The sequence below is a fragment of the Mesorhizobium sp. DCY119 genome (assembly GCF_003590645.1).
Lineage (GTDB): Bacteria > Pseudomonadota > Alphaproteobacteria > Rhizobiales > Rhizobiaceae > Mesorhizobium_M.
This window is the reverse complement of the sequence record NZ_CP031834.1, coordinates 4,445,181-4,458,173: the sequence shown is the minus strand read 5'-3', so window position 1 is coordinate 4,458,173 and position 12,993 is coordinate 4,445,181. Positions and strand designations below refer to the sequence as shown.

Genomic DNA, 12,993 nt, shown 5'->3' with positions numbered 1-12,993 from the left:
TTCGCATGAGCGATCAAGGCCGCGAACAATGGATACGCCGCGCGATGCGGCTGGTTGCCCACCGGTTTCGCCAGAATCGCTGGATGCTGGCCGCAGCCATCGCAGCCGTGCTTGCCGTCCACATCTGGGCAGGCGGCGACACCCGGACGGTCGCTGCCGTGGTGGGCGCGCTGATCGTCGTGGCGGGCCTTGCGCCCAGCCGCACGGCGGGGCTGCTCGCCACCGAGGCCGAGGAGACCGCCAATGGTGGCACGCGCGGCCTCTCGGGCGAGAACCTGGCCGCCGCCGTCACCGACCCGCTGATCGTCTTCGACGGAGCCGGCGCGGTCGTTCATGCCAATGATGCCGCCGTCAACGCTTTCGGGGCGCTGCGCCCCGGCATCCTGCTGCTGCTGAAATTCCGCGCGCCGGAAATGCAGGAGATGATACAGGCCGTGCTGTTCGGCCATGCCGCGTCGCGCCAGATCGACTTCATCGAGCGCGTGCCGATCGAACGCGTCTTTCGCGTCACCGCGTCTGCCGTCGGAAGGGGCACAGGCCTCTATGTCATGGTGTTCAAGGACCAGAGCGAGACGCGCCGCATCGACCGCATGCGGGCTGATTTCATCGCCAATGCCAGCCACGAGCTGCGTACGCCGCTGGCTTCCATTTCGGGTTTTGTGGAGACGCTACGCGGCCCGGCGCGCGACGACGCCAAGGCACGCGATCATTTCCTGCAGATCATGCAGAACCAGACCGCGCGCATGGCCCGGCTGATTGACGACCTTTTGTCGCTGTCGCGGCTGGAGATGAAGTCGCATCTGCGGCCCGGCGTTAAAGTCGACCTGCGCGGTGTGGTGGAAAGCGTCATCGATTCCCTCAGCCCGCTGGCCAGGGAGTCCGGCGTCACCGTCGAGCGCGATTTCCCCGCCGGCATTTTCGAGGCGCTGGGCGATCGCGACGAACTGTTCCAGGTCTTCGAGAACCTGCTGGAAAACGCGTGCAAGTATGGCGCGTCGGGCGGCCGTGTCGTCGTCTCGATCGCCGGCCCGGACACGAATGCCGAGCGTGAAACTACGGTTACGATACGGGATTTCGGTCCCGGCATTCCCGAAGAGCACATTCCGCGCGTGACCGAGCGTTTCTACCGGGTGGATGTGGAAACCAGCCGTTCGCAGAAAGGCACGGGCCTCGGCCTTTCCATCGTCAAGCATATCCTGACACGTCACAACGCCCGCCTGTCGATCCGCTCGAAGCTGGGCGAGGGTGCGGCCTTCACGGTGCATTTTCCGGCGGCGGAATGACATCCGCCGCCGGACGAGCGGTATGTCCGGGGAGGCCGAACCTGTTTATCGCGACGCGCGTACAAGGGTGCGCAAGACGCGATCTATTCCTTGCTCGGCTAAGCCGATTTCGCGACCACCAAACCATCTTCGCCGAGATCGGCTCGCGCGATGTGACCGTTGCGCAGAAGCCAGCGGCTGAACCGGTATCGGGTGGAGAAGGCCGTGCCGGTAATGATGACCGGCTCGCGGCACCTTTCTATGTCGTCGTCGATACGGTTGAGCAGATCTGGCACACCGCCTGTGCCGATCCTGCCCCACAGGATGTAGTCGGTTCCGCTCGGCGTTTTCCGGAGGCTGCCGCCTCCGGAAATATGCGCCTTGTCCGCCTGAAGCAGCCGCGCCTCCTCTGCGCGGGCTGCTTGCATCTCCTTTCGTAGTTCGCTCACGAACTGAGCGAAATATTCCTTGCGGGGCATTTCGGGCACCGCCAGATCGTCGTTGTACCCGGTGTTGGCGAGTGCTGCCCGAGATCCGTTCCGGTGCCGCACCGGGTGCCCCCCGTGTTCGTGTTGTCCCATTTTAAGCTGCACGAGCGCCTCCTGTCCGGCTCGAGCTGAACTGCTGCATGAACGGCTCGTAGGGGCCGCGATGCACCAGAATGGAATGGTCGAGATTGCCCCTGGCGAGCGCGCGGTCGCGTGCTTCCTGCGTGACGTCGAAATAGGCGGCGACACACCAGCGGTCGTCGATCAGAATAGGATTTCCGATCTGTCGCACCGTCCAGCCGAACCGCTTCCACAGCGGCAGCCAATACAGGTCCTGAATACCGCCGATGCGGGTGATGCCTTCGTTCAGGCAGTATTCCATGACCGTTCCGCAGAACTGGCCCTTGATCGGGCCGTGGCCCTTTTCGCGGAAGGAAGGCACGATGAAGCCGCGCGTCCATTCGGCGACGTCCGGTTGCCGCGGGACGCCGGTGAAGTTGCAGCTGTGCGGAAACACCTCGCTCAGCATATGCGGTTCGGTCGTCGGCAGAAGCCGGGTTCCGGTCATGACCTGGTCGTCAACGATCCCGATCATGTAGGTGGCTTCATCGGTGTCGAACTGGTCGATTTCCATGCCGCTCCCGTCGTCCTCGCGCCATTGCTTTTCTTCGACATAGATGGCGTGACGGGCACGAAAGAAGTCTTCGAGTTCGGCGGTATAGAGGTGACGGTTTGCGGCATTCACGACGTGGATTTGCACGGCTACTACCCCCTGCGGTTGATTCTCGCAGAAGGATGAACCGTAACGGGCCTGTCAGCTATCGTCGGAATCGATGATTGACCGGCAATCTACACGTGAATAATGTGTTGCCTGATTGCTTCCATGACCGCCTGGGTTGTGTTGGCGGTATCCAGCTTTGCATTGATATGCCGCTGGTGGGTGCGCGTCGTCGCCTCGGAAATATTGAGGATGGTCGATATCTCCCAGGCGGTCTTGCCGGCCGCAGCCCATTTCAGGATTTCCTGCTCCCTGTCGCTCAAGGTCGGAGGCGGAGGGGCCTTCTGGGACGCCAGGTCATTTGCGGCCATCTGGAAATAGACGGCGGCGCAGTAGAGCAGGCCTTCGTCCTTCTTGTCGATGTCCATCCTGTGGTGGCTGGCAAGCGACACGACCGCCTGCCACCTTCTGGCGGTTCGCAGCGGGAAGGCGATGCCGTCGACCAGGCCAAAAGCAGCGGCCTCGCCGTTCAGCTGCTGGACGCGCTTGCTGACGGGAAACGCGTTCCAGGCTTCCCGCCAATGGAAAGGCCGGTCTTTGGTGATCGACCATTTCGAGACCGGATCGTCGGGAAAATACACCTGCTCCCTGTAACGATCGGACCAGGCTTCCGGCCAATGGTTGGCGATGACCATCGGCTCGACGTCGATGCCGGCCGAAGGCAGGCCGGTCATGATGAAAGCGTTGAAGCCCTGCCGGTCGATGACCTGGGAAAAGTCGTCGACGAGGAGAGACATCGAGGGGTGTCTCTCTGCCCGCTCGATGAAGTCGAGCAATTCGCTGTGTGCATTCAGCATTGCCGTTCCTCGGTGCGATTGCCTGTCCGCAACATGAGTATCAATAGCTATATCTATGAATCTAACGATGTAAATCGGTAATTTAGAACTATTGCGGTGTCGCCAGGCAAAGTTTTTTGTTTCAAATCTTATCGATTTCTGTCCTGTTTGAAAGTTAGGGCGCGGGCGAGCTTTGCCAAGTCCGCTCAGCTTTCGCCTGAAAGATCCTTGCGCGCCTTGTCCAGTTCCTCGGCATAGCGGCGCAGCAGGTGGGCCTCGGTCAAAAGCCCGACCACCCGGCGGTTGGCGAAGTTGTCGACGACCGGTAATTCCTCGCTGCCCGACCGGGCAAAGATATCCGCCGCCGCCTTGACGTTCATGGACGGCACCAGAAGCGTGTCCTGATATTTCGCCAGCGTGCGAATGGATTGGGTTTCCGCTTCAACGCTTGCATCGAGGCCGTAGACTTCGGCGACAAGCAGCATCCCGGCATATTTCTTGTCGGCGTCGGTGACGATCACGCGCTGTGCCGCACCCAGCGGGACCTGCTTGCGGAATTCCTCGATCGTGGTTGTGTCGGGCAAGGTGCGAACGTCCTCGCGCATCATGCGCTCGACGGTCAGGTTGCGCGTCCAGCTCACGTCATGGGCGCTTCGGATCGTCTCGCCGCGCAGATGGAACCGCCAGGTCGAGAAGGAGTAGCCGAAGGTCTCCCGCACCAGCACCGCCGAAACGATCGATGCCCCGAGAACAACGCCGGTGAGCGCGAGGTTGCCGCTGGATTCCAGCGCCAGGAATGTCATGGTCAACGGTGCCCCGACGACGCCGACGGCGAGCGAGGTCATGCCGACGACGGCCGCGATCATCGGATCGACCCCGGTTTGCGGGAGCAGGAAAATCATCGCCTCGGCAAAGATCTTGCCGAGCAGCGCGCCGAGGAACAGCGAAGCGAAGAACAGGCCGCCGCGAAACCCCGAGCCCAGCGATACGGCAGATGCGATCAGCTTGAGGACGAAGAGTTCGGCGACGACATAGAGGCCGTAATTCATCGCCAGTTCGCGATGCAGCGCGCCATGGCCGCTCGAAAGCACCTGAGGCGTGATCAGGGCCAGTGCGCCGATCAGGCACCCGCCGATCGCCGGACGCAGTGCTGCGTCGATGGATAGCCGTGAAAAACCCTTCTCCACGACCGTCACAAGTTGCATGATGGCGATAGACGCAGCACCCGCCAGAAAGCCCAGCAGCAGATAGGGCAGATACTGCATGGCCGTCATCGCCGGCACGGGGCCGACTTCGATGGGAAATTGCGCGCCGCCGAGATAGCTCGCCGTCAGCGAGGCGGTGACGGCGGCTGCCATCACCGGCGCGACATTGGCGACGGAATAGACACCGATGATAAGCTCGAAACCGTAGAACGCGCCGGTCAACGGCGCGCCGAAGGCAGCGGCAATAGCGCCGCCCGCGCCGCATCCCACCAGTATCCTGACGTCATTGCGGCGCAGCCGCAGAATGCGGGCCAGCCGGGACGCCAGCCCCGAACCGCTCTGGGTATAGGCCGCCTCAAGCCCGACCGACGCGCCGAAGCCGCTCGAGATGATCGTCTGCACGGCGACGATGGCGGTGTCCGTGGCCGACAGCCTTCCGCCATAGAGCGCATTGGCCTCGATCGGATCGATCGGCGTGCGATATTGCCGGCGGCGGAGATAGGCGATCGTCAGCCCGAGCAGCACGCCGCCCATGATCGGCACCAGCGCCTGGGAAGAGCTGGACAGCGAAAACATGGCCGACAGCCGCGCGCCGCGCTCCAGCCCGAAAAGCAGCCAGTGCATTTCCTGAACGATCCAGCTCATCGCCGTGACAGTCACCGCCGCCAGCGCTCCGACGACGCAGGCCACGCCGACGACGGCTATGCCGCGCGCGTTGAGAAGGTGCAGCGCCGTGTGAACTTGCGCGCGGTTCTTCCAGGAGGAAAGGAGCTTTGTGATCGTGCCGTGGAACACCGCGCGGCCTTTTGCAGTCAAGAGGATGGACGTCACGGGAACGCTAGACCACTTTGCGCGCCGGCTAAAATAATAACCGCTGCTCGTTGGAGACGATGTTTCCGGACCCCTCGCGCAGGCGCTATCAGCCCGAATTGTGGCGTCAGCGTGCCGCCAATCCAAGCTTTCTTTTTTCCGTCATGTCGTTAGCCTATATGCATGGATTCAGGGATCGTGATTTGCCGGTTCCGAAGAGAGATGGACCTTCATGCAGTCGCACCACATTGTCAGTGCCTATGACGACGAGCTGAAATACCTGACCCGCAAGGTTGCGGCGATGGGCGGCCAGGCCGAGCGCCTTGTCGATCAGGCGATCGCGGCACTCGTCAATGCGGATCTGGCACTGGCCAAGAAGGTCATCGCCGACGACACCATCCTCGACGAAGCCCAGCGCGAGATCGACGACAAGTCGATCGTGCTTATCGCCAAGCGCCAACCAGTGGCCGGGGATTTGCGCGAAATCATCGGCGCGATCCGCATTTCAGCCGATCTCGAGCGCGTCGGCGATCTCGGCAAGAACGTCGCCAAGCGCGTGGTGGCGGTTTCGGAAGGCCGCCAGCCCGTAAGCCTGTTTCGCGGCCTGCAGGCGCTGGCCGAACTGGCACTGACGCAGCTCAAGGAAGTGCTGGACGTCTATGCCTCGCGCTCGGTCGAGCGCATCGAATTCGTGCGCGCCCGCGACAATCAGATCGACGCCATGTACACGTCGCTGTTCCGCGAGCTCCTGACCTACATGATGGAAGACCCGCGCAACATCACACCCTGCACGCATCTCCTGTTCTGCGCCAAGAACATCGAGCGCATCGGCGACCACGCCACCAACATCGCCGAGACGATCTATTACGTCGTCACCGGCGACCAGATGCCGATCGACCGTCCCAAGGAAGACAAGACCGACAAGGTCGTGCTGCCGGTGGAAATCTCGGCGAAGTGAGCGGGGTCCGCATCCTCGAACTTTCCGCAAAATTGCGCTAGACTGGCTGACCTGCGCATTCATCACGCAGTGAAGGTTCTGCCTTCGGGAGGTGGTGATGGATCATGTCCGCAAATTCGCGCCCGCTCCGGCGGAAGCCGGGATCGTTGCCTCGAGCGTCTATGCCGCAGGCAAGCGCGTTGCCGATATTCCGGTCGAGGAAGCCGGCGAGTGGGCTGGCAAGGAAGGCCATGTCGTCTGGATAGGCCTTCTCGAGCCCAGCCGTGAACTCCTGCTGCGCGTACAGGCGCAGTTCAATCTTCATGCGTTGGCGATCGAGGATGCCGAGCATCCGCACCAGCGGCCTAAGATCGAGCAATATGGCGATGCGCTGTTCATCGTTGCCCGCACGGCGCAACTGATCGACCGTCGCGTCACCTTCGGCGAAACGCATCTGTTCGTCGGCAAGGGCTATATCGTCAGCGTCCGGCACGGCCCGTCGACCTCCTACGCCACCGTTCGCCAGCATTGGGAAAGCTGTCCGCATTCGCTGGCCAAGGGCGAGGACTTCGTCCTCTACGCCATCCTCGATTTCATCGTCGACAACTACATGCCGGTGCTGGAGCAGATCGAGGACGAGGTCGAGGAGATCGAGGACAAGGTTCTGCTCAAGCCGATGCTCGCCGCCGAGATCGAACGGCTCTACATGCTCAGACGCGATCTTCTGCGGCTGCGCAACGCCGCCCTTCCACTGGTCGAGGTCTGCAGGCGGCTGACAAGCGCGGACCTGCCGCAAATCCATGCCGCAATGCACCCGCTGTTCCGCGACGTGACCGATCACATCCGCACCGTGCAGGAGAAGATCGACAGTCTGCGCGAGGTGCTGGCGTTCGCCTTCGAGGCGAGCCTTCTGGTCGGGCAGAGCCAGGAAACGGCGATCTCCAAGAAACTCGCCTCATGGGCCGCCATTCTGGCGGTGCCGACGGCGCTCGCAGGCATCTACGGCATGAATTTCAGCGACATGCCCGAGCTGAGGATGGAATACGGCTATCCGATGGTGCTGACGGCAATCGCCGCCACTTGCGCCTTCCTTTACTGGCGGTTCCGCAAGAACGGCTGGCTGTGATGAAGGGGGAAAGAGAATAGCGAGTAGAGAGTAGATTAGGCGATTGCGCTTCGCGAACCGTCGCACTGCTTTCTATTCACTATTCACTATTCACTATTCACTATTCACTATTCACTATCAGCGGCTTCTGCGCCGCTCCGATGCCGGCTGGAAAGCGATCTTCGAGTGGTACTTGCAATAGGGGCCGCTCTCGGCAGCGTCGTTGCCGCAGAAGTGGAATTCTTCCGTCAGCGGGTCGCCATTCGGCCACTTGCAGGTGCGCTCGTTGAGCTCGACGAGCTGAAGATGCCGCGAGATCGGGACGACCACATTTTCGACGGGGCGCAGATAGTGGCGAGCCACCGGCTCGGCATCGAACTGCGTCTGCAGCGCGGTTGCGCCGATCGAGGTCGTCACTGTGCGCGTGGTGGTCGTGGCGCGCGGCGCGGTCTTGACGCCGGTCGACGCGTGCACCGTCTTTTTCTGGCGGGCCGGCGCTGCCGTCGAGCGGCCGCGGCTCGAAAGCTTCAGGCGGTGGACCTTGCCGATGACGGCATTGCGGCTGACGCCGCCAAGCTGGGCGGCGATCTGGCTGGCGCTCAGGCCTTCGGCCCACAATTTGCGGAGGGTTTCCACTCGCTCGTCAGTCCAGTTCATGAGAGCATGCTCCTGCTTGTGCGTGCGACCTCCCGGAATCCATTCCCGTCCCGACAAATGCTCGGGGTGACACCACATATATTCGGGTGATTGGGTTTGCCGCACCAAATCTGGTTATTTCTAGACTTCAAACTACCTTATCGGCTGACTCGGTGACAAGAGTCCGGGGTGCCACACGAATCGGTTTTTTGGGTTTTCAACAACTTGCCGCAATAAAGGTGGCTTATTGGGCCAAGTTGTCCGCCGCGCGCTTCTGCGCGACGTTTTCGTTGACTTTGTGACCGGAAACGAAATATGCCCGTTAAGGCCGCCGCTTGAGGCGGCTTTTTTGGTTTTCCGGTCCCGGAGACGCATATAATGAGCGGTTCGGCGCTTTACGAGACTTTCGCACGTGCACCCCTGGCTTTCGACAGGGGCGAGGGCACCTGGCTGGTTGCGGATGACGGCCGACGCTTCCTCGATTTTGCCGGCGGCATCGCCGTGAATTCGCTCGGCCATGGCCACCCCCAGCTCGTCGCCGCTCTCACCGAGCAGGCCGGCAAGCTGTGGCACACCTCGAACCTTTATGAGATTCCGGGCCAGCGCCGCCTTGGCGAGCGGCTGGTCGCAGCGACCTTCGCCGACAAGGTGTTCTTCACCAATTCGGGCGCGGAGGCGCTGGAATGCGCCATCAAGACGGCGCGGCGCTATCAATATGTCAGCGGCCACCCGGAAAAGTTCCGCACCATCACCTTCGAGGGCGCTTTCCACGGCCGCACGCTGGCAACCATCGCTGCCGGCGGCCAGGAAAAATACCTCGAAGGCTTTGGTCCCAAGGTCGACGGTTTCGACCAGGTTCCGTTTGGCGATATCGCAGCGGTCGAGAAGGCGATCACGCCGGAGACGGCGGCGATCCTGATCGAGCCGATCCAGGGCGAGGGCGGCATTCGCGAAGTGCCGACGGCGTTTCTGAAGCGCCTGCGCGAGCTTTGCGACCAGCACGGCCTGCTGCTGATTTTCGACGAAGTGCAATGCGGCATCGGCCGCACCGGCAAGCTGTTTGCCTATGAATGGACCGGCGTGACGCCGGACCTGATGGCAATCGCCAAGGGCATCGGCGGCGGCTTCCCCGTCGGCGCCTGCCTTGCCACCGACGAAGCGGCTGTCGGCATGACGGCCGGCGTCCACGGCACCACCTTCGGCGGCAACCCGCTCGCCATGGCGGTCGGCAATGCCGTGCTCGACGTGGTGCTGGAAGACGGCTTCCTCGACGAGGTCAAGCGCAAGGCGCTGCTGATGAAGCAGGGGCTGGCCGCGATCTCCGACGAATTTCCCGAAATCATCGAAAGCGTGCGCGGCACCGGGCTGATGCTCGGCCTGAAATGCAAAGTGCCAAACACCGCAGTCAACGGCGCGCTGCGACAGGAAGAAATGCTGGCGGTGCCTGCGGGCGACAACGTCGTGCGCCTGCTGCCGCCATTGACCGTTACGGACGATGAGATCCGCGAAGCGCTGTCGCGCATCCGCGCTGCCGCCAAGGGCTTGTCCGAAGCCGCCGCATGAGCTGAAACAACACCTCCGGGGTTTGCTATGACCAGTGGTATCCGCCACTTCACCGATCTTTCCGCCGTTTCCGAAACGACGCTGCGCGGCATTCTCGACGATGCCGTCGCGCGCAAGGGACGCCTGAAGGCCGGCGAGCGCTCGCGACCGCTGGAAGGCAAGGTTCTGGCGATGATCTTCGACAAGCCGTCAACCCGCACGCGCGTTTCCTTCGATGTCGGCATGCGCCAACTCGGCGGCGAGACGATCATGCTCACCGGCACCGAAATGCAGCTCGGCCGCTCCGAGACCATCGCCGACACCGCCAAGGTGCTGTCGCGCTATGTCGACGCGATCATGATCCGCACCACCTCGCATGAACGCCTTCTCGAACTCACCGAGAATGCAACGATTCCGGTCATCAACGGTCTGACCGACGACACCCACCCGTGCCAGCTCATGGCCGATGTGATGACCATCGAGGAACATCGCGGCCCGGTCGCCGGCAAGACGGTGGCCTGGGTCGGCGACGGCAACAATGTGCTGCATTCGCTGCTGGAAGCCTCTGCACGCTTCCGCTTCAACCTCAATGTCGCGGTGCCGGAAGGCAGCGAGCCGGAGCAGAAATATGTCGACTGGGCCAAAGGCAATGGCGGCACGGTCAATTTCACCCGCAGCCCCGAACAGGCGGTGGAAGGCGTCGATGCGATCGTCACCGATTGCTGGGTGTCGATGGGCCAGGAGCATCGCGCCCGCGGCCACAACATCTTCCAGCCTTATCAGGTCAACGAAGCACTGATGAAGCGCGCCAAGCCCGACGCCCTGTTCATGCACTGCCTGCCGGCGCATCGCGGCGAGGAAGTCACAGACGAGGTCATCGACGGGCCGAACTCGGTTGTCTTCGACGAGGCTGAAAATCGCCTGCATGCGCAAAAGGCTGTGCTTGCCTGGTGCCTCGGCGCTTAGAGACCGCCTGCTAATTCTACCCTGCCGGTCATCTGACGCGGCAGGACGGGTTATCAAACGGTCTCAGGGCCGCGAAGCTGTGAAAGCTTGATCCTGAAGGCTTGCATGCCTATCTGGGGCAGATCACATTAAACTGTCGTTTGAACGAGCGGTTTCCGGGCGATGAGTCTTGCCTGTCCGGAGACTGTAAAAGGGATTTGGTCTGGTGGCTGACACGGAACGCAAGCTTGGCGAATTCGGCTTTGCCGGTGATGACAATGTCGTACCTTTCGAGGTCGGCCCGCTCGACGTGCGCGGTCGCATGGTCCAGCTCGGGCCGCTGCTCGACCGGATACTGGCGCGGCACGACTATCCCGAACCCGTCGCCCGGCTGCTGGCCGAGGCGGTGGTGGTCACCGTTCTGCTCGGCACCTCGCTGAAGTTCGAAGGCAAATTCATCCTGCAGACCCGCACCGACGGGCCTGTGGACATGCTTGTCGCCGATTTCACCACGCCGCATTCGCTGCGCGCCTATGCGCGTTTCGATGCCGAGAGGCTGCAGGCGCTGCTCGATGCCGGCGAAGACAAGCCCGAGACGCTGCTCGGCAGCGGCGTTCTGGCGCTGACCATCGACCAGGGCACGCATATGCAGCGCTACCAGGGCATCGTCCAGCTCGACGGCACGACGCTGGAAGAGGCTGCGAAAACCTATTTCCGCCAGTCGGAGCAGATCCCGACCGACGTGAAGCTGTCTGTCGGCAAGCTCGTGCTGCCGGCCGAAGGCGGCCGCCGCGAGCATTGGCGCGCCGGTGGGCTCTTGGCGCAGTTCCTGCCCAAGGCACCGGAGCGCCTGCGCATGCCTGATCTTCACGGCGGCGACGGCGACCCGGGTGCGGACGCGCAGGAAGTCACCGACAATGCCTGGCAGGAACTGCTGGCGCTGGTCGCGACCGTCGACCACACCGAACTGCTCGACCCGACGATCGGGGCCGAGCGGCTGCTCTATCGCCTGTTCAACGAGCACGGCGTGCGCGTCTTCGAGCCTATCGAAATACGCGACGAATGCTCCTGCTCGCGCGAAAAGATCCGCGGCATCCTCGACGGCTTTTCCGCCGAGGAGATCACCGACAGCGTCGAGGACGGCGTCATCCGCGTGAACTGCGAATTCTGCTCGAAGGCGTATGAGTTCGAGCCGGCGGAGTTTTCGACGGAGGCTTGAGGGCGGCGCCGCCCCTCACCCTTACCCTCTCCCCGTGAAGGACGGGGAGAGGGGGTCGTCAGCGTTGGAGCTTCATCCTTCTCCCCGTCGCTATACGGGGAGAAGTGCCGGCAGGCGGATGAGGGGTAGCGCAAACCTGCCCGGATAACCTAATTCACCGTCCGCTTCGTCCCCGGCAGATCCAGCGAAAACGCCGGTATATCCACGTCGAACATTTCGTCGCGCGCGTTGCGCATGGTGTAGCGGCCGACCATGATGCCGGATGGCGTGGTGAGCGGGCATCCGGACATGTATTGATAGCTGTCGCCGGGGTTCAATTCCGGCTGCTCGCCGACGACGCCTGCGCCGCGCACTTCCTCCACGCGCCCGAGACCGTCGGTGATGTGCCAATAGCGCGACAGAAGCTGCACGAACTCGTCCGACTGGTTGGCGATGGTCACGCGGTAGCCCCAGACAAAGCGGCTCTGCGCAGGGTCCGAGCGTTCCTCCAGATAGAAAGGCTCGACACTCACCTCGATGTCGCGCGTGATGGCGCTGTACATATGTCTGCTACTCCAACTCGAACAAGACTCCGCCGACATGGCCGGCAGGTCAACAACCCTAAGCGATAAACCGCGCGATTGTGATTTCCGCAAGGCGGCGTTTCGCGTCTATTGGGTAAATCGGAGGCGGAGATTCCAATATGCTGGATGGCTGGGCGCGCAAGCGCATCGATCCCGCGCTTGAGGCGATCGGCGGCAGGCTGGCGCAGGCTGGCGTCTCGGCCAATGCGGTGACGATCGCCGCCTTTGCCGTCGGTGTCGCCGCGGCGATAGCCATTGCCCAAGGCCATTTCCTGGCCGGCCTTGCCCTTCTGCTCGTCAGCCGCCTTGGCGACGGGCTCGACGGTGCGGTGGCGAGGGTGCGCGGGAAGACCGACCTCGGCGGCTATCTCGATATCGTGCTCGATTTTGCCTTCTACGGCGCGATCCCGCTCGGCTTCGTGCTGGCCGATCCAGCAGCGAATGCGGTTGCAGGCGCAGTGCTGCTCTTGTCGTTCTACGTCAACGGCTCCAGCTTCCTCGCCTACGCGATCATGGCCGAGAAGCGGAAATTGGAAGGCGAGGCGAGGGGAGAAAAGTCGCTGTTCTTCACCACCGGGCTGGCGGAAGCGACGGAGACGCTGGCCGTCTTCGTCGCCTTCTGCCTGTTTCCGGCGTGGTTTGCGGTCATCGCCTATGTCTTCGCGGCGGTGACGTTTTATACCGCCCTGTCGCGCGTTGTGCTGGCAGGGCGGGTGTTTCGTTAAGG

13 protein-coding genes are annotated in these 12,993 nt (G+C 62.5%); 7 read left to right on the top strand and 6 right to left on the bottom strand.

What is annotated here, in order from left to right:
• Positions 1 to 5: 5 nt before the first annotated feature.
• Positions 6 to 1,283: an ATP-binding protein gene (locus DZG07_RS21790; protein ID WP_119820814.1), complete on the top strand. Its 1,278-nt coding sequence runs from the start codon at positions 6 to 8 to the stop codon at positions 1,281 to 1,283.
• Between the two features lie 98 nt (positions 1,284 to 1,381).
• On the opposite strand, the gene DZG07_RS21785 is transcribed toward DZG07_RS21790, so the two are convergent.
• The 4 genes from DZG07_RS21785 to DZG07_RS21770 all read right to left on the bottom strand — a co-directional run bounded on the left by DZG07_RS21785 (position 1,382) and on the right by DZG07_RS21770 (position 5,289).
• Positions 1,382 to 1,855 (bottom strand): hypothetical protein, encoded by a 474-nt coding sequence (locus DZG07_RS21785; RefSeq protein WP_133304777.1) that lies wholly within the window; start codon positions 1,853 to 1,855, stop codon positions 1,382 to 1,384.
• Positions 1,845 to 2,510, bottom strand: coding sequence for an acyl-homoserine-lactone synthase (locus DZG07_RS21780; RefSeq protein ID WP_119820811.1), 666 nt, complete (start codon positions 2,508 to 2,510; stop codon positions 1,845 to 1,847). The genes DZG07_RS21785 and DZG07_RS21780 overlap by 11 nt, the downstream gene beginning before the upstream one ends.
• A gap of 89 nt (positions 2,511 to 2,599) precedes the next feature.
• Entirely contained in the window at positions 2,600 to 3,325 is a 726-nt protein-coding gene (locus tag DZG07_RS21775; protein WP_091917885.1) for an autoinducer binding domain-containing protein, read from the bottom strand.
• Positions 3,326 to 3,510: 185 nt separating this feature from the next.
• On the bottom strand, positions 3,511 to 5,289 hold the full coding sequence (locus tag DZG07_RS21770; RefSeq protein WP_245429666.1) for a chloride channel protein: 1,779 nt from the start codon (positions 5,287 to 5,289) through the stop codon (positions 3,511 to 3,513).
• 262 nt (positions 5,290 to 5,551) lie between these two features.
• On the opposite strand from DZG07_RS21770, the gene phoU reads away from it, so the two are divergent.
• Entirely contained in the window at positions 5,552 to 6,277 is a 726-nt protein-coding gene (phoU, locus tag DZG07_RS21765; RefSeq protein ID WP_119820808.1) for a phosphate signaling complex protein PhoU, read from the top strand.
• Between the two features lie 97 nt (positions 6,278 to 6,374).
• A complete protein-coding gene (locus tag DZG07_RS21760) occupies positions 6,375 to 7,382 on the top strand; it encodes a magnesium and cobalt transport protein CorA (RefSeq protein ID WP_091917883.1) in 1,008 nt (335 codons plus the stop codon).
• 117 nt (positions 7,383 to 7,499) lie between these two features.
• Here the strand turns inward: DZG07_RS21760 and DZG07_RS21755 are convergent, their stop codons facing one another.
• Positions 7,500 to 8,018: a GcrA family cell cycle regulator gene (locus tag DZG07_RS21755; RefSeq protein ID WP_091917882.1), complete on the bottom strand. Its 519-nt coding sequence runs from the start codon at positions 8,016 to 8,018 to the stop codon at positions 7,500 to 7,502.
• A gap of 357 nt (positions 8,019 to 8,375) precedes the next feature.
• Between DZG07_RS21755 and DZG07_RS21750 the strand changes: the two genes are divergently transcribed.
• From DZG07_RS21750 to DZG07_RS21740, 3 genes are all read left to right on the top strand, one after another.
• Positions 8,376 to 9,560 (top strand): aspartate aminotransferase family protein, encoded by a 1,185-nt coding sequence (locus tag DZG07_RS21750; RefSeq protein WP_091917881.1) that lies wholly within the window; start codon positions 8,376 to 8,378, stop codon positions 9,558 to 9,560.
• 27 nt (positions 9,561 to 9,587) lie between these two features.
• A complete protein-coding gene (gene argF, locus DZG07_RS21745; protein WP_091917880.1) occupies positions 9,588 to 10,505 on the top strand; it encodes an ornithine carbamoyltransferase in 918 nt (305 codons plus the stop codon).
• Positions 10,506 to 10,710: 205 nt separating this feature from the next.
• On the top strand, positions 10,711 to 11,703 hold the full coding sequence (locus DZG07_RS21740; RefSeq protein ID WP_091917879.1) for an Hsp33 family molecular chaperone: 993 nt from the start codon (positions 10,711 to 10,713) through the stop codon (positions 11,701 to 11,703).
• Positions 11,704 to 11,852: 149 nt separating this feature from the next.
• Here the strand turns inward: DZG07_RS21740 and apaG are convergent, their stop codons facing one another.
• Positions 11,853 to 12,245 carry a Co2+/Mg2+ efflux protein ApaG gene (apaG, locus tag DZG07_RS21735; protein WP_091917878.1) on the bottom strand — a complete coding sequence of 131 codons (393 nt, stop codon included), beginning with the start codon at positions 12,243 to 12,245 and terminating at the stop codon, positions 11,853 to 11,855.
• A 140-nt stretch (positions 12,246 to 12,385) separates the two neighbouring features.
• Between apaG and DZG07_RS21730 the strand changes: the two genes are divergently transcribed.
• Complete coding sequence (locus DZG07_RS21730) at positions 12,386 to 12,991, top strand: CDP-alcohol phosphatidyltransferase family protein (RefSeq protein ID WP_091917877.1); 606 nt, start codon at positions 12,386 to 12,388, stop codon at positions 12,989 to 12,991.
• Positions 12,992 to 12,993: the final 2 nt, after the last annotated feature.